General features: G+C 58.7%; 14 protein-coding genes and 1 pseudogene (1 of these 15 running past the window's edge). 12 read left to right on the forward strand and 3 right to left on the reverse strand.

What is annotated here, in order from left to right:
* Positions 1–103 precede the first annotated feature (103 nt).
* Both A3H92_07120 and A3H92_07125 read right to left on the reverse strand, forming a co-directional pair.
* Positions 104–1,027, reverse strand: a complete 924-nt coding sequence (locus tag A3H92_07120; protein OHC74305.1) for a hypothetical protein — start codon at positions 1,025–1,027, stop codon at positions 104–106.
* A gap of 193 nt (positions 1,028–1,220) precedes the next feature.
* Positions 1,221–1,439 (reverse strand): hypothetical protein, encoded by a 219-nt coding sequence (locus tag A3H92_07125; GenBank protein ID OHC74306.1) that lies wholly within the window; start codon positions 1,437–1,439, stop codon positions 1,221–1,223.
* 297 nt (positions 1,440–1,736) lie between these two features.
* Here A3H92_07125 and A3H92_07130 point away from each other — a divergent pair, with 297 nt between their 5' ends.
* The 4 genes from A3H92_07130 to A3H92_07145 all read left to right on the forward strand — a co-directional run bounded on the left by A3H92_07130 (position 1,737) and on the right by A3H92_07145 (position 6,288).
* On the forward strand, positions 1,737–2,075 hold the full coding sequence (locus tag A3H92_07130; protein ID OHC74307.1) for a transcriptional regulator: 339 nt from the start codon (positions 1,737–1,739) through the stop codon (positions 2,073–2,075).
* A 12-nt stretch (positions 2,076–2,087) separates the two neighbouring features.
* Positions 2,088–3,386, forward strand: a complete 1,299-nt coding sequence (locus A3H92_07135; protein ID OHC74308.1) for a hypothetical protein — start codon at positions 2,088–2,090, stop codon at positions 3,384–3,386.
* Positions 3,387–3,473: 87 nt separating this feature from the next.
* The gene (locus tag A3H92_07140; protein ID OHC74323.1) at positions 3,474–5,945 is read left to right on the forward strand and encodes a nitrite reductase large subunit; all 2,472 of its coding nucleotides are present in this window, start codon (positions 3,474–3,476) and stop codon (positions 5,943–5,945) included.
* Positions 5,946–5,949: 4 nt separating this feature from the next.
* Complete coding sequence (locus A3H92_07145; GenBank protein ID OHC74309.1) at positions 5,950–6,288, forward strand: nitrite reductase; 339 nt, start codon at positions 5,950–5,952, stop codon at positions 6,286–6,288.
* On the opposite strand, the gene ispDF is transcribed toward A3H92_07145, so the two are convergent.
* Entirely contained in the window at positions 6,283–7,443 is a 1,161-nt protein-coding gene (gene ispDF / locus A3H92_07150; GenBank protein OHC74310.1) for a bifunctional 2-C-methyl-D-erythritol 4-phosphate cytidylyltransferase/2-C-methyl-D-erythritol 2,4-cyclodiphosphate synthase, read from the reverse strand. The two genes, A3H92_07145 and ispDF, sit on opposite strands and share 6 nt — an antisense overlap.
* Positions 7,444–7,523: 80 nt before the next feature.
* Between ispDF and A3H92_07155 the strand changes: the two genes are divergently transcribed.
* The 8 genes and pseudogenes from A3H92_07155 to A3H92_07190 form a co-directional block, all read left to right on the forward strand.
* A complete protein-coding gene (locus tag A3H92_07155; protein ID OHC74311.1) occupies positions 7,524–8,324 on the forward strand; it encodes a hypothetical protein in 801 nt (266 codons plus the stop codon).
* Between the two features lie 71 nt (positions 8,325–8,395).
* Positions 8,396–9,382 (forward strand): tRNA dihydrouridine synthase DusB, encoded by a 987-nt coding sequence (locus A3H92_07160; GenBank protein ID OHC74312.1) that lies wholly within the window; start codon positions 8,396–8,398, stop codon positions 9,380–9,382.
* Positions 9,382–10,506 carry a two-component sensor histidine kinase gene (locus A3H92_07165; protein OHC74313.1) on the forward strand — a complete coding sequence of 375 codons (1,125 nt, stop codon included), beginning with the start codon at positions 9,382–9,384 and terminating at the stop codon, positions 10,504–10,506. Before A3H92_07160 ends, A3H92_07165 begins: the two co-directional genes overlap by 1 nt.
* Positions 10,503–11,939, forward strand: a complete 1,437-nt coding sequence (locus A3H92_07170; protein ID OHC74314.1) for a nitrogen regulation protein NR(I) — start codon at positions 10,503–10,505, stop codon at positions 11,937–11,939. The genes A3H92_07165 and A3H92_07170 overlap by 4 nt, the downstream gene beginning before the upstream one ends.
* Entirely contained in the window at positions 11,936–14,230 is a 2,295-nt protein-coding gene (locus A3H92_07175) for a hypothetical protein (GenBank protein OHC74315.1), read from the forward strand. Before A3H92_07170 ends, A3H92_07175 begins: the two co-directional genes overlap by 4 nt.
* Entirely contained in the window at positions 14,220–15,674 is a 1,455-nt protein-coding gene (locus A3H92_07180; protein OHC74316.1) for a sigma-54-dependent Fis family transcriptional regulator, read from the forward strand. The genes A3H92_07175 and A3H92_07180 overlap by 11 nt, the downstream gene beginning before the upstream one ends.
* Positions 15,671–17,047 carry a Trk system potassium transport protein TrkA gene (locus A3H92_07185; GenBank protein ID OHC74317.1) on the forward strand — a complete coding sequence of 459 codons (1,377 nt, stop codon included), beginning with the start codon at positions 15,671–15,673 and terminating at the stop codon, positions 17,045–17,047. Before A3H92_07180 ends, A3H92_07185 begins: the two co-directional genes overlap by 4 nt.
* 9 nt (positions 17,048–17,056) lie before the next feature.
* Positions 17,057–17,333: pseudogene (locus tag A3H92_07190) on the forward strand (D-amino acid aminotransferase); it runs 623 nt beyond the window's last position.

Here is a 17,333-nt window from a genome sequence, read left to right on the forward strand (position 1 = left end):
ACCGTCGTCTCGTCGTCATTTTGTATTCCTCCTTTATCCGGTGGAATACACCTTAACACCCTGTCCGATTTTTCAGGACCAGCTCATTGATATATAATGGTTTTTATCTTTTGATAGAGGCGGAAATTTCCCGCGCCGCAGTGGCTGATCCGGTGTCGGCGAAACCGGCCTGAATGGCCTTTGACAAGGGCATAAGCAGCTTAACGTCCTTGGGGTTGGGCGCGCCTTCTGCGGAGAAGATGGCGTTGGAGACTTCGATCAGCGTCCGGCACAGCCCCGATACATGGTCATATCTGGTGCCGCCGAGGCGGCGCGTCGTATCCTTGGCTATGTAGATGAGGTGTTCAATAAGCTCCTTTATTGTTTCACCCGTTTTGCCGCCCATTTCCAGGTTGGGAACGATCCGGGCGACAAGGCCGCCGATTTCATCGGCGTGGCCCTCAAGTTGCCTGACATTGATCTCGCCGATGGCGGCATCGATGGCTTGCTGAATGCCGGTGTGATCGATCTTCTCCCCGGTGGCCTTGGCCTTAAGGGTATTGGGGACATCCATTTTGGGGATTGCTTTGTCATCGCTGTCTTTCCTGCTGCGTATCGGCCCCACATAGTCGTTGGTCACCACAAATTTCTTGCGGTACTTAACAAGCAATTGGATGCGATCCAGCAACTGGACCGTGGAAATAGGCTTGGTGAGCAAATAGTCGGCCCCGGATTCAATAACTTGCCTGACCATCTCCGGCGTCGGGTTCCAGGTAGTGGCGATAATCGGCAAAAACGGATTGGTCCCAATTTTTTGATGACGGATTTTGGCGACAAACCCGCAGAAATCGCCATCGGGAAGCTCCGAAGAGCAGATCATCATGTCCGGCGTCAGGTAATTGATCTGGAACCTGATGTCCTCCAGGGTGTCGCCGAAACGCAATTCCCTGAAGCCGTTGTTGTGGAGGACCATTTTGAGGCTGTCCCGAGAATTGCGATCCGGATCAACCAGCAAAATATCGACCTTATCAAATTTCATCTTATGCATGGCTCAAAACCGCTACCATCGGGTCCTGTATTTTATTCTCATCCATCTTCCGGCGCGATAAAAATTAAACGCCCTTGCAGCCACGCGGTTTTGCCGATCCGAATGACTCATTGAACGCATTTTAGGAAATTAGAGCGGGTTGATCAGGCCGATCAAGAGGTTCATCCGGGCCGGCAGGAAAGCGGAAGTCTGCTTAGGCGCGTTTCTTGCCCGGCGCCGGCGGTTGATAAGCAATAGGAACCGGCAGACGGGCGTTCACGTCTGAAATGCGCACACTCATCTGCCTGACTTCGCCCCTAAGCTCGGCCAGCCCGTCCTCCACGCCGCGCAACCGCGCATCAAGCCCCTTCACCATGTCAATAATAGTGTCCAGCTTGGCGATAATGGCGGGATCGGTGATTGTGTGACCCATGCCGCTATCCTGCGCCCCGGCGGGTAAATTGTCAATCCGCCCCAAAAAGCCCGCCCCAAAAAGCCCTTAATGTATGCCTATAAAATAGGCATATTTCGGGGTGATGTCGGTAGCTGCCTAATTTTTAGGCATAATGCCCTCTGTAAAGTTTTGGGCGTCGTGGGCTTCCGTTCTTGCAAGCCATTGATCTTGCATATTTTTACGCTGCTTCAAAGGCGTTGGCACGTTTCTTGATCTTATGTTCCCGAAAAGGGGGCGTAGCGTTCCCTGGAAATCCGGTTCTGAGGAGAAATAGAAATGAAGATGATTACCGCCATCATCAAGCCCTTCAAGCTCGACGAGGTCCGCGACGCCCTGACGCAACTCGGCGTACACGGCATGACAATCAGCGAGGTCAGGGGCTTCGGTCGCCAGAAGGGGCAAACGGAAATCTATCGCGGCGCCGAGTATGTGGTGAGCTTCCTGCCCAAAGTGAAGATTGAACTGGCGGTCGGCGACGGCTTGCTGGAAAGGGTCATCGAGGCCATCAGGACGTCGGCGTGCACGGGAAAGATCGGCGACGGCAAAATTTTTGTTCACGCCCTGGAATCGGCGGTTCGCATACGAACCGGCGAAACCGGCGACGACGTTCTGTAGGAGGAAACGAATATGTTAATAAAAACACGAATAATTGCCGCCGCCCTGTTTGTCGCAGCCTTGTTCGGCGTCGCCGACGCGGCTCTGGCCGGAGAGGTAAAACCGGACAGCGGCGATACCGCCTGGATGCTGACCGCCACCGCGCTGGTCCTGATGATGACCATTCCCGGCCTGGCCATGTTCTACGGCGGCATGGTGCGCAAGAAGAACGTCCTGGCGATGGTCATGCAGAACTTCGCCGCCGCCTGCCTGATGACCGTGCTGTGGATGGTTGTCGGCTACTCCATCGCTTTCACCGACGGCGGCGCCCTCAACGCCTACATCGGCGGCCTCGACAAGGTCTTTCTGCGCGGCATCGGGATCGACTCCCTGACCGGGACGATCCCCGAGTCGGTCTTTATGACCTTCCAGATGACTTTCGCCATCATCACTCCGGCGCTGATCACCGGCGCCTTTGCCGACCGCATGAAGTTTTCCTCCATGCTGGCGTTCCTCGGCCTGTGGATGGTGCTGGTCTACGCCCCCGTCGCCCATTGGGTGTGGGGCGGCGGGTTTCTGGCCGACGCCGGAGTGCTCGACTTCGCCGGCGGCGCGGTGGTTCACATCAACGCCGGCGTCGCCGGTCTTGTCGCCTGTTTGGTAATCGGCAAGCGCAAGGGCTACGGCCACGAGAACATGGCTCCCCACAACCTCACGCTCAGCATTATCGGAGCGTCCCTGCTGTGGATCGGCTGGTTCGGCTTTAACGCCGGATCGGCGGCGGCGGCGAACGGTTCCGCCGGCATGGCGATGGCCGTCACCCAGATCGCGGCGGCGGTTGCCGCGCTGTCATGGATGCTTGCCGAATGGATATTACACGGCAAGCCGAGCGTGCTCGGGATCGTTTCCGGCGCCGTCAGTGGCCTGGTCGCCATAACCCCGGCCTCCGGTTTCGTCGATCCGAGCGGAGCGTTGGTCATCGGGCTGGTCGCAGGACTGGCCTGCTTCTGGGGCGCCGTTATCCTCAAACGGTGTCTGGGATACGATGACTCGCTGGACGCCTTCGGCGTTCACGGCATCGGCGGCATTGTCGGCGCGGCGCTGACCGGCGTTTTCGCCGCCGAGGCCATCGGCGGCAAGCCGGGCCTGCTGGAAGGCAACCCCGCGCAGGTGTTGATCCAGTTGGAGGGCATCGCCGCCACCGTCATCTATTGCGGAGCGGCGAGCTTTGTATTGCTCAAGATCATCGAAGCGACCATGGGCCTGCGGGTGGACGAGGAAACCGAGGTGATCGGCCTCGACAGCAGTCTGCACGGCGAAACCGTCCATTAGGGCCGGAATCCGGTCTTTCGGGCAATGCCCGAAAGACCGGGATCGCCGGGGGCGTTTGGAATTGTTGAAAGAGGAGATCGCTTCGTCATGAAACGGAAACTTGTTGTTATCGGAAACGGAATGGCCGGGATGCGGACGGTCGAGGAGCTGCTCAAGCTGGCGCCTGACCTTTACGACATCACCGTTTTCGGGGCCGAACCTCACGGAAACTACAACCGCATCCTGTTGTCGCCGGTGCTGGCCGGCGACAAGACGATCAGCGAAATCATGATCAATGACGATCAATGGTATGCCGATAACGGCATCACCCTGCATAAGGGCGAGGAGATTGTCGCGATTGATCGCATCGGCAAATGGGTCAGGACCGCCGACGGCGTCGATGCCGCCTATGACCGGCTGCTTTTGGCGACGGGGTCCGACCCGATCATTTTGCCGGTTCCCGGCAACGCCCTGCCCGGAGTCACCACCTTTCGCAACATCCATGACGTGGAGACGATGATCGGCGCGACGCGGAATTCCAAAAAAGCGGTGGTCATCGGCGGCGGGTTGCTGGGCCTGGAGGCCGCCCACGGCCTGATGAAGCGGGGCATGGACGTTGCGGTGGTTCACCTGATGGATATGCTGATGGAGCGTCAACTGGATGAGGTGGCGGCGGCTATGCTCCGCCGTTCCCTTGAAGAACGCGGGTTGACGTTTTATATGCCGGCGGAGACCGTCGCCATTCTTGGCGACAAGCGCGTGAAAACGGTAAGGCTGAAGGACGGCGCCGGGATTCCGGCGGATATTGTGGTCATGGCCGTCGGCATCCGCCCGCGCATGGCCTTGGCGCAGGCGGCGGGCATTCATTGCGAACGCGGCATCGTCGTCGGCGAAACCATGCAGACCTTCGATCCCAATATCTACGCCGTCGGCGAATGCGTGCAGTTTCGGGGCAAAACCTACGGCATGGTGGCCCCCCTGTTCAAACAGGCCAAGGTCTGCGCCAACCATCTTGCCCGACTGGGCTTCGCCGCTTACAGCGATTCCGTCCTCTCGACCAAGCTCAAGGTCTCCGGCATCAACCTCTACTCGGCCGGCGACTTCAGGAGCGGAGACGTTGCCGAACAGATGGTGATGCAGGACGCCGGTTCCGGCGTCTTCAAGAAGCTGGTGATTCGCAACAACAGACTCGAAGGGGTTCTGCTCTACGGCGATACGGCCAACGAGAGCTGGTATTACGAACTGATGCGCGGGAGAGCCGACATCAGCGAACTGAGATCCATGTTGTTGTTCGGGCAAGGGCATCTGGGAGACGCCGGTCACGGCGGAAAAATAAACATCGCCGGGATGAGCGACAAGACGGAGGTTTGTGGCTGCAACGGCGTCACCAAGGGCGTGATCGTGGAAGCGATCTCAAGCAAAGGCCTGTTCACCCTGGAAGACGTGCGCGTCCACACCAAGGCGTCGGCGTCTTGTGGTTCGTGCACCGGCATGGTCGAGCAGATTCTTGCATCTACGCTGGGCGGCAACTACACCGCGACGCCGACGGAGAAACCTGTATGCGGATGTACGGATCACACCCACGACGAAGTGCGTCGGGCGATTTTTGATCACCATCTGACAACCATTCCCGACGCCATGCGTTTCCTCGAATGGCGCACGCCCGACGGATGTCCCAGGTGCCGGCCGGCGCTCAACTACTATCTGATTTCCGCTTGGCCCGCAGAGGCCGTGAATGATCTCCAGTCCCGCGAACATAATGAACGGGTGCATGCCAACATCCAGCAGGACGGCTCCTATTCGGTAGTGCCGCGCACATGGGGCGGACTTACCAACGCAAAGGAGTTGAGGGCGGTTGCCGATTGCGCCGACAAGCTGGGCGTTCCGGTGAAGATTACCGGTGGCCAGCGGTTGGCCATTCCCTTCGTCAAGAAAAAAGACCTGCCCGGAGTGTGGGCCGAACTGGGCAAGGCCGGACTGGTCTCCGGTTTTGCCTACGGCAAGGCGGTGCGCTCGGTAAAAAGCTGCGTCGGCAAGGGCCTGTGCCGCTTCGGAACCCAAGACTCGCTCGGACTCGGCATCATGATGGAAAAAACCTTCTGGGGAGCATGGACGCCACATAAATTCAAGATGGGCGTCTCCGGCTGTCCGCGCAACTGCGCCGAATCCACAATCAAGGATTTCGGCGTCGTCGGCGTGGAATCCGGCTGGGAACTCCATGTGGGGGGTACTTGCGGCATCCGCGTCCGCGCCACCGACTTTCTGTGCAAGGTCGGCAGTGACGCGGAGGTTACTGAATATGCCGCCGCCTTCCTGCAACTCTACCGGGAAGAGGGACACTACAGGGAACGATCATCGGCATGGATCGAGCGGGTCGGATTGCCTTATGTCAAACAACGTGTAGTCGAGGATGATCAGGGTCGGGCCGTGCTCCTTCAACGCTTCATGGAGTCTCAGAAGTATGCCCAGAACGATCCCTGGGAGGAGCGCGCCCAGGACGGCGGAGAGGCGCGTCATGAGTACTTTCCCCTTATGGAAATCGCCGCCGCCGAGAACAGACCAAGCGAACAAGGACTTTAAAAATATGACCAAGCACGACAAATCCGTCTGGATCAAGGTGGGGAGTTTGAATGACATCCCCGCCGCCGGCGCTCGCGTGGTGCGCGCTCCCGCAGGCGATATCGCCCTCTTCAGGACGATGGATGACCGCGTCTTCGCCCTTGACGACAAATGCCCGCACCGTGGCGGTCCCTTGTCCCAGGGCATGGTTCACGGCCATAAGGTCTCCTGCCCCATGCACGGCCTTCAGATCGACTTGACGAGCGGAGAGGCGGTGGCCCCGGATGCCGGCGGCACCTGCCGGCATCGGGTCAGGCTTGAGGGCGATGAGATATTTCTTTCCCTGACGGATAGAAACTCATAGGCATCGGTGCGGAAAGTTCACGGTGGCTATTGCCTGGGCGGCGATTCCCTCGCCGCGCCCGGTAAAGCCCATCCTTTCGGTCGTCGTCGCCTTGACGCTGATCCGTTCTTCCGCCATGCCCAGAATCCCGGCGATGCGCCCGACCATGGCGGCGCGGTGAGGGCCGATTTTGGGCTTTTCACAGATAAGGGTGATATCCATGTTGGTGATAACGGCGCCGCGCTCCTTGGCGATGTCGCCGGCGCGTTTAAGGAAAATCTCGGAAGCGGCGCCGCGCCATTGGGGATCGTTGGGCGGAAAATGATCGCCGATGTCGCCGGCGCCTACCGCGCCGAGCAGGGCGTCGGTCAGCGCATGCAAACCGACATCGGCGTCGGAATGGCCTTCCAGACCGGAGGCGAAGGGAATGCGCACCCCGCACAGCATTACATGATCGCCGTCTTTGAAGCGGTGGGCGTCGAGACCCATGCCGCAACGGCTCTCCCCGGCGCCTAATTGCCGCTCGGCGCGGAGCAGATCGTCGCCGGTGGTTATCTTCATATTGTCCTCGCTTCCCATGACCAGAGCGACCGTCAGGCCGAAATTTTCGGCTACGGCGGCGTCGTCGGTGAATTCAGCGCCCTCGGCGGCGCGGTGCGCCTTTATAATTTCCTTAAAACGAAACCCTTGCGGCGTCTGCGCCCGCCACAGGCCGGAGCGGTCCACGGTTTCACTTATCAGATCGCCCTTGCCGGCGCGTTTGAGAGTATCGCTGACGGGAAGGGCGGGGATGGCCCCGTCGTATCTTTCCAGGGCCTTCAGAACCCCGGAAATAACCTCCTCGCCGACAAAAGGGCGGGCGGCGTCATGAATCAGCACCCGGTCAGGGGTCATGAAGGCCAAGCTCTCAAGGCCCAGCAGGACGGACTCCCGGCGGGTGGCGCCGCCTGATACCGGCGCCATTACTTCCAAACCCGAGGCGGCGGCGGCAAACAGTTCCCGATCATCGGGGTGAATGACCGGCAGCACGGAGTCCACTCCCGGATGGTCAAGAAAGGAGCGCAAGGCGCGGCGCACGACCGGCGCCCCGGCAAGAGGCAGATATTGCTTCGGCGTCGCCCCGCCGAAACGATGGCCGCGCCCGGCGCCGACCACTATCGCAATACATCCGCCCATGGTTCTTTGGTTCTCCTGCATTAACAGTAGATTTAACAACAGGTCTTGCCAAGAGGGTCGTCAAAGGCGATTGTTCGGCAATGACGCAAAATCTGTTTTACAGCTTGGCCGCTTTGGCGACTTTGGTTCCCGTATCGCTTCTTTCCCGGCGCCGGGAACATGCTCGCGACGGCCTTTTCTGGGGTTTGCTCGGCTTGGCCGTAATCGGCCCCCTGGCGTGGGTGCTGGCGCAGACGGCGGGAACCTGGCGCACCGGGCTGTCAACAACCCTGTGGGTCACCGTGGCCTCCAGCATGGCCATGTTCGCCGTTATGGCCGCCGTCACCCGCCAGGGATGGCGGCTGACTACCCTGATGACTCCGTACATGATCGGCGTCGGCATCCTGGCGACCGTCTGGCAGCAGGCGCCGGAGGGACAACTGGCGGCCAAGGCTCCGACCGGCTGGGTCGAGGTTCATATCATCGTATCCGTCGCCACCTATGGGCTGTTGACCATTGCCGCCGTGGCGGCGCTGGCCGCCTTCCTTCAGGAACGGGCCATGAAGTCCAAGCGCCCGACGCCGCTGACTCACCAATTGCCCTCGATCATCGATAGCGAGTTCATGATGGTGCGTTTATTGATGCTGTGCGAGATCGTGCTGGCCCTCGGCCTCGCCACCGGCATGGCCACTCAATACGAAGGAACAGGTTCCCTGCTGGCGCTGGATCACAAGACGGTATTAACCTTCACCGCCTTTATAGTTATCGGCGGAGTTCTGGCGGCCCATTTCCGCAGCGGGGTGAGGGGGCGCATGGTGGCGCGGCTGGTGTTGCTGGCCTATTTATTGCTGACCTTGGGCTATCCCGGAGTCAAATTCGTTACCGATGTTCTGATGACCTAATTTTGCAAACTCATTGCATTCGAACCGGAATTGCCTAATTAATGGGCACCCGCAACAGGTTTTTTTAGGTCATGTCTATTCAGATCGGTTCCGTCCGCCTGGATAATCCGGTGATTCTGGCGCCCATGTCGGGGGTCAGCGATCTTCCGTTCCGTCGCCTGGTCAAGGGCTTCGGCGTCGGCCTCGTTGTCTCCGAGATGATCGCCGGCAGGGCGATGATTCACGCCGGACGCAAGACGCTGAAGATGTCTACAGGGTGCGCCGATGAGTATCCGATGGCTGTCCAGCTTGTCGGATGCGACCCTGAGGTCATGGCCGAGGCGGCCAGATTGAATCGGGATCGCGGGGCCGTAATCATTGACATCAACATGGGCTGTCCGGCCAGGAAGGTTATCAACAGCGAGTCGGGAAGCGCCCTGATGCGCGACGAAATACTCGCCGGCAGGATCATGGCGGCGGTGGTAAAGGCTGTCGATGTGCCGGTAACGCTGAAAATGCGCACCGGCTGGGATGACTCCTCGCGCAACGCCCCCGAATTGGCCAGGATCGCCGAGGAGTGCGGCATCAAGGCGGTCACCGTTCACGGCAGAACGCGCGCCCAGTTCTACCACGGCCAGGCTGACTGGAAGTTCATCCGCCGGGTAAAAGAGGCCGTCTCGATCCCGGTTATCGGCAACGGCGACGTCAAATGCCTGGACGACGCTACCCGTCTGCTGGCCGAGTCCGGCGCCGACGGAGTAATGATCGGACGCGCCTGCTATGGCCGGCCCTGGTTTCCCGGCCAGGTCAGCCGTTTTCTGGCGACCGGCGAGCGGGGAGGCGAGCCGAGCCTGAGCGAACAACTGGCGACCATTCTCGGCCACTACGATGAAATGTTGAGCTACTACGGCGAATATTCCGGTTTGCGCATCGCCCGCAAGCATATCGGCTGGTATTCCAGGGGAATGCCCGGCTCGGCGGAATTCCGCTCTGCGGTCATGCACATCACTGAACCAAGGGATGTGAAGGCCCTTATTCGTGAGTTCTACGCGCCGATCATTGAGCGGGAAGCGGCGTGATGAGTAAAATCGTAGCGACCTTTGACGAGAAAATCGGAATTCCCCAAGGCGTGGACATCGAAGCGGTTTTAAACGCCCTGACCACGGCTATTATGGTTATCGACGGAAGCGGACACATTATCCACATCAACAACGCCGGCGAACAGTTTTTCAACGGCAGCGCCGCCTACCTGGAAAAACGGCGGTTGCAAGACCTCCTTCCCGGCGACAGCCCTTTGTTTGCCTTGCTTGACCAGGCTCGCGACAGCGGCAATGCGGTATCGGAATACGGCGCAATCCTCGAAACTCCCCGCATCGGCAGAAATCTGGTCAATATCCAGGCGCTTCCGCTGGCCGAGACGCCGGACAGGGTAGTGCTTGTTCTTAACAAGCGTTCCATCGCCGACAAGATCGACCGTCAGCTTACCCATCGCGACGCCGCCCGCTCGGTAACCGCCGTAGCCGCCATGCTTGCTCATGAAGTCAAGAATCCGATGTCGGGAATTCGCGGCGCCGCCCAGCTTCTGGAAGAGAACGCAAGCCCTGAAGACCGCCAACTGACCCAATTGATCCGTGACGAAGTTGACCGCATCTGCGCTCTGGTTGATCGCATGGATATTTTCAACGATGCTGTTCCGCTTCAGCGCGAAGCCATCAATATCCACCAGATTCTTGACCGGGTTAAAAGACTGGCGGAAAACGGTTTCGGCTCTCATCTGCGATTCATCGAGAATTATGATCCTTCCCTGCCGCCGGTGTTCGGCAACCGGGATCAATTGACCCAGGTGTTTCTTAATCTGGTCAAGAACGCGGCGGAAGCGGCTCCCGTAATCGGCGGCGAGATTATTCTTTGCACCGCCTTCAGGCACGGCATACGTTTCGCCATGCCTACCGGCAACAACCTCGTTCACCTGCCCCTTGAAGTCAGTATTCAGGACAACGGGAGCGGTATTTCCGAAGATATCCAGCCCCATTTGTTCGAGCCTTTTGTATCGTCCAAGCCCAAGGGCAACGGCCTCGGGCTGGCCCTGGCGGCGAAAATTATCGGCGACCATGCCGGCGTTATTGAGTTTGAAAGCCGGCCTAAACGCACTATTTTCAGAGTCATGCTGCCTATTGATTCAAGCGCGAAGGAGGGGAGTTGACCGCCCAATCCATCCTTGTCGCCGATGATGACGGCGCTATCCGCACGGTGCTTGATCAGGCGCTCGGGCGCGCCGGATACGAGGTGCGCTCCACCGGCAACGCCGCTACCCTGTGGCAGTGGATACAGAACGGGGAAGGCGACCTTGTCATCACCGACGTGGTGATGCCCGACGAAAACGGCCTTGATATGATTCCCCGCATCCGCAAGCTCCGCCCGGAGCTTCGCGTCATCGTGATGAGCGCCCAGAATACCCTGCGAACGGCGGTTATGGCTACCGAGCGCGGGGCCTTTGAATATCTGCCCAAACCCTTCGATCTTGTCGAGTTGGTCAACGTGGTCCGCCGCGCCCTTGAGGTTCAAAGCCCATCCCCGGATCGTCGTTCTTCGGGCGACGGCGCGGACGAGCAGTTACCCCTGATCGGACGCTCCCCCGCCATGCAGGAAATCTATCGGATAATGGCCCGCCTCATGGGAACGGACCTGACGGTGATGATCGCCGGCGATTCCGGCACCGGCAAGGAGTTGGTGGCGCGCGCCCTTCACGATTACGGCAAGCGGCGTTATGGCCCCTTTGTCGCCATCAATATGGCCGCCATTCCCCGCGAACTGATCGAGAGCGAACTGTTCGGCCATGAAAAAGGCGCTTTTACCGGCGCCGTGGCGCAAAGTTCCGGGCGTTTCGAGCAGGCGCAAGGAGGAACCCTTTTCCTTGACGAGATCGGGGACATGCCGGCGGAGGCCCAGACCCGCCTTTTGCGCGTTCTTCAGGAGGGCGAATATACCAGCGTCGGCGGTAGGGCGCCGATCCGCGCCGATTGCCGGATTATCGCCGCCACCCATCGCGACCTTCATCAGTTGATCCGTCAGGGATTATTCCGCGAAGACCTTTTCTTTCGCCTTAATGTCGTGCCTATCCGCCTGCCGCTGCTGCGTGAGCGCACCGAAGATATCCCCGAACTGGCCCGTCATTTTTTAAATAAGGCGGCAAATGAGGGCCTGCCCTGGAAAACTATTGATAACGCCGCCATGGAACGGCTCAAGAGTTACCGTTGGCCGGGCAATGTGCGTGAACTGGAAAACCTCATGCGTCGCCTTGCCGCCCTTTATTCCCAGGAGACCATCGGCATCAGCGTAATCGAGGCGGAACTGGCCGATGCCTCGCTGCCTGCCGCCGCTCCGGAAGGAAGCGGTCTCGGCCACTTGATGGAGCGCCACCTTCAGGGTTATTTCACCACGCTCGGCGGACGCCTCCCCTCAAAAGGCCTCTACGAGCGCGTACTGCGGGAAATCGAGCGTCCCTTGATTTCGCTGACCCTGCACGCAACGGGCGGCAATCAGATCAAGGCGGCCGGCGTGCTGGGCCTTAACCGCAACACCTTGCGTAAAAAAATCAGTGAACTCAAAATTCCCGTGATTAGGGAAAGTAAATGAAAATTTCGGTTAAACGGCATAACCGCCTGATCATCCGCTTTCGCCTGTGGGCGCGGCGCATAGGCCTCAATCGTAAACTAGGCTTTGCCCTTGCGCTGACGGCGGCAATTTCAGGAGTGTCAACCCTCGCCATAATGACCGGCGCCATGTCCTATGGCCCGGAAACCAAGGCTCTTCTTTATCTGCTGTATTTTGACGCCGTTCTGGTGTTGCTTCTTATCGCGGTCGTGGCAATGCGGATTGCCGTGGTCTGGGCGGAACGATTGCGCGGGCAGGCAGGATCGGGGCTGCATGTCCGGCTGGTGGTGATGTTCAGTCTGGTCGCCATAACGCCGGCAATCCTTGTTGCCGTATTTTCTTCATTATTTCTCAATTACGGCATCGAACACTGGTTCAGCGAGCGGGTGCGCACGGCAATCGAGGAATCCAACGCCGTCGCCGGCGCCTATCTTCACGAGCATCAGCAAAATATACGCGCCGACGCCTTGGCGGTAGCCAACGACCTGAATATAGACGCCCAGGTTTTGACGGGTGATCCGCAACTCTTCAATAATGTTCTTTCCGGTCAGGCAAATCTGCGCTCCTTGCCGGAGTTGCTTGTAATCAACGGCAACGGTCAGGTGTTGGCCCGGTCACAGTTGAGCATGTCTCTGGAGTTCGATCTGGTCCCCCCCGGCGCCATAAAAAAGGCGGGGGAGGGCAATATAGTAGTCCTTATAACCAATGATCGCGATGATCGCGTGCGGGCCGTTATCAAGCTCAATCGTTTCGCCGACGCCTACCTTCTGGTGGGGCGGTTCATCGACCCCACCGTTATCGAGCACATCAACCGCACCTCGGGAGCGGTAGCCGAATACAAGAGTCTGGAAACGAAACAGGAAGGATTCCAGATCACCTTCCTGATGGTCTTCATTGTAGTGACCGTTATGCTGCTGCTTGCCGCCGTATGGATAGGCCTGGCCTTGGCCACGCAACTGGTGAGTCCCCTCGGCAAGCTGATCCTGGCCGTTGAACAGGTCCGCGAGGGGAATCTGGAGGTAAGCATCGACGCCCCGACCGGCGCCGATGAAATCGGCATCCTCAGCCGCGCCTTTATCCGCATGACCGGCCAGTTGAAAACCCAGCATCAAGGACTCATGGACGCCAATCGCCAACTGGACGAAAGACGCCAATTCACCGAAACGGTGTTAAGCGGCGTCTCCGCCGGCGTCATCGGCCTGGACGGGGAAGGGCGCATCAACCTGCCTAATCGCTCGGCGTCGGAATTGTTGGACTGTGACCTGAAACAATCCATCGGCAACCCGCTCAGCGAGATAATTCCTGAAATGTCGGACCTCTTCAATGAGGCAATGAAGCGGCCTGATCGTCTGCGGCAGGCGGAGATCACGCTTATGCGCAAGGGAATATGCCGCACCCTTCTGGCGCGCATCGTGGCGGAACGGATGGGTCAGGATATTATCGGTTACGTTGTCACTTTTGATGACGTAACCGAGTTGATGTCGGCCCAACGCAAGGCGGCTTGGGCGGATGTGGCGCGGCGCATCGCCCACGAGATCAAGAATCCGCTTACCCCCATCCAACTTTCGGCGGAGCGGTTGAAAAGCAAGTACCTCAATGAAATCAAAACCAGCCCGGAAATTTTCACCAACTGCACCGACACTATCATCCGTCAAGTCGAAGATATCGGGCGGATGGTTGACGAATTCTCCTCCTTTGCCCGTATGCCGGAACCGAACATGAAGCCGGAGAACCTCGCCGACATCTGCCGTCAGGCGGTTTTCCTGGAAAAAACACGCCATCCCGAGATCAAATTCACCACGATGTTCCCCGATGGCGTCAAGTATCTGCGCTGTGACAATCGGCAAATCGGGCAGGCTCTGATAAACTTGCTGAAAAATGCCGCCGAATCAGTCAATGAGCGTGGGTCATCCCCGGATAATGATCGGCAACCCGGTTGGGTGCGCTTGCTTTTGGATGAGAAAAACGACGGCAACGGCGCGATCATCAGCATTATTATCGAAGACAACGGCAAGGGCTTGCCCAAGGAACGCCGTGACCGCCTTACCGAACCTTACATCACCGGGCGCGATAAGGGGACCGGCCTGGGGCTGGCGATTGTCAAAAAAATCATGGAAGATCACAATGGCGACCTGGTGCTTGAAGACCGTGAGGGGGGAGGGGCGAAGATTTCTATAGTCTTCCACCCGGTTGATGAAAATGCCATTAGTGAACAACATGATCAATTCGATACGATGAAGACGGCAACGGACATTCCGATTCATGGCTCATGATATCTTAATCGTTGACGACGAATCCGACATACGGACTCTGGTATCCGGAATCCTTGAGGACGAGGGCTATCTGCCCCGCGAGGCCGCCGACGGCGCCGAAGCGCTTGCCGGCATTGAAACCCGGCGGCCCAGTCTGGTGCTTCTCGATATATGGTTGCAGGGGAGCAAACTGGACGGCATCGGCATCCTGGAAATTATCAAAAACAACCATCCCGATTTGCCGGTGGTGATGATGAGCGGCCACGGCACCATCGAGACGGCGGTCAAGGCAATCAATCTCGGAGCTTATGATTTCATCGAGAAACCCTTCAAATCCGACCGCCTGATCATGATTATCACCCGCGCCGTTGAAACGGCGCGTCTCAAGCGTGAAAACGAAGAACTGCGCCGACGCGCCGGCGCCGAGGCGGAACTGATCGGTCGTTCGCCGGCCATCAATCAGGTGCGTCAGACTATCGCCCGCGTCGCCCCCGCCAACAGTCGCGTCCTTATTACCGGACCGGCCGGCTCGGGCAAGGAAGTGGTGGCGCGTATGCTGCATGGCAGTTCGCACCGCGCCGACGGTCCTTTTGTCGTCGTCAACTGCGCCAATATGCTCCCCGAGCGGATGGAAATCGAACTGTTCGGGACCGAGGACGCCGACGGCAAAAACGTCAGCAGGAAGGTGGGAACCTTCGAGTCCGCCCATAACGGCACCCTGTATCTCGACGAGGTGACGGATATGCCGCTGGAAACCCAGGCCAAGATCGTCAGGGTGCTTCAAGACCAGATATTCAAGAGGGTCGGCGGCAGCACCCTGGTCAAGGTGGACGTGCGGGTGGTCGCCTCCGTCACCGGCGAAATCAAAGATGAAATCGCCGCCGGCCGTTTCCGCGAGGACCTGTTTTACCGGCTGAGCGTGGTCCCCATCGAAGTGCCGCCGCTTAAGGATCGCCCCGACGATATTCCCTTACTGGCCAAATTCTTTATGGAGCGGGCCGCTGAGAGCGGAGGCCGGCAGCCTCGGGATATCGGCAAGGATGCGCTGGCTGTTCTTCAGACTTATGAGTGGCCGGGAAACGTCAGGGAATTGCGCAATGTCGTCGAGCGTCTGTTGATCATGGCCCCCGGCCACGCCGGCGAGCCTATCGGCGCCGAGGCTCTCGCCGTTATCATCGGCAATTCCAGGCAACCGGAAAACCGGCTTATGGACACAAGTAAAATTATGAACCTGTCATTCCGCGAGGCGCGGGGAATCTTCGAGAAGGAATACCTGCACTCGCAAGTAACCCGCTTCGGCGGCAACATTTCACGCACCGCCGATTTTATCGGCATGGAGCGCTCGGCGCTGCACCGCAAACTTAAATCCCTGGGCATCAACAGCGACGACAAGAACCGTCCCAACGGCGCCGGCAAGCTACCATCCAAAGAGCGATCGGTTCAGGATAAAGGTCTCGCGCCGTGAAGATTATTGTCTGCGGAGCCGGGCAGGTGGGATACAATATCGCCCGCCATCTGGCCATGGAAAATAACGACGTTACCGTTATCGACCAGGCTCCCGACCTGATCCATAAGGTAACCGACACCCTGGATGTCCAGGGAATAGTCGGATACGCCTCGCATCCCGACGTCATAGAGCATGCGGGAGGCAGCGACGCCGACATGATAATCGCCGTCACCTACGCCGATGAAGTCAATATGGTGGCTTGCCAGGTCGCTCATTCTCTTTTCGGCATCACCACCAAGATCGCCCGCGTGCGTCACCAGAGCTACCTTCAGCCGATGTGGGCCAACCTGTTTTCCCGAGGCAACCTGCCCATCGACGTGATCATCTCGCCCGAGATCGAAGTAGCGAACGCGGTAACCAGGCGTCTCCAGGTTCCCGGCGCCTTCGAGATGATCTCCCTTGTCGATGATAAGGTGAAACTGCTGGGCGTGCGGTGTGGAGAAAATTGCCCTGTGGTCAACACCCCGCTCAGGCAGCTCACCGAGCTGTTTCCCGATCTCAACATTGTCATTGTCGGGCTGATGCGCAATGACGTTCCCATAATCCCCACGTCTAATGACCATATGCTGCCCGGCGACGAGGTCTATTTCGTGATCGACAGTTCACAATTAATGCGCGCCATGGCCGCTTTCGGCTACGAAGGAACCGAAGCAAAGCGCCTGTTGATCCTGGGCGGCGGCAACATCGGTCTTTTTCTGGCTGAGTCGATCGAGAAAAAACATCCATGGGTCAAGGTCAAGATCATTGAAAGCAACAAGGAGCGCGCCGAGATGGTGGCCGGCCGGCTCGGCAGCACGGTGGTGATTCACGGCGATGCTTTAGACCCGGAGATTCTCAAGGAGGCCAACATCGCCGCCACCGAAACCGTCGTCACAGTAACCGACGACGATGAAACAAATATCCTGTCCTCGCTGTTGGCCAAGCGTTACGGCTGCCGGCGGACCATCGCCCTGATCAACAAGGGAATATACGAACCGTTGATAACCACTCTCGGCATTGATGTGGCTGTCAGCCCGCGCAATATCACCGTGTCCACCATTCTTCAGCATGTGCGGCGCGGCCGCATCAACTCGGTGCATGCCCTGCGCGACGGTTTCGGCGAACTGATCGAGGCGGAGGCAATGAAAACATCGCCGCTGGTGGGGGTTCCGCTCAAGGAAGCGGAGCTTCCCGCCGGGGTGCTGATCGGCGCCGTCGTGCGTGACGGACAAGTGATCCGCCCTCGCGGCGACACGGTTATTCTGGCCGGCGACCGCGTCGTCCTGTTTGCCGCCGTCGATGCCATTCGCAAGGTTGAAAAGCTGTTTTCGGTAAAACTTGAGTTCTTTTGAGATAACAAGATGTCCGTAATTGCTTATGTAAACGGCCATTATGTGCCCCACCATGAGGCGGCGGTGCATGTGGAGGATCGCGGATATCAGTTCGCCGACGGCGTGTACGAGGTCATTGCAATATGCGCCGGCCGCATGATTGAAGGCGAAGCGCATCTGGACCGCCTCGACCGCTCGCTTGGTGAGCTGGCTATCGAGCAGCCGATGGGGAGGCGGGCGCTCAAGGTGGTTATCGGCGAAATGATCCGTCGCAATCGGTTGCGCCATGGATTTATCTATCTGCAGG

The organism is Rhodospirillales bacterium RIFCSPLOWO2_02_FULL_58_16, from assembly GCA_001830425.1.
GTDB lineage: Bacteria > Pseudomonadota > Alphaproteobacteria > Rhodospirillales > 2-02-FULL-58-16 > 2-02-FULL-58-16.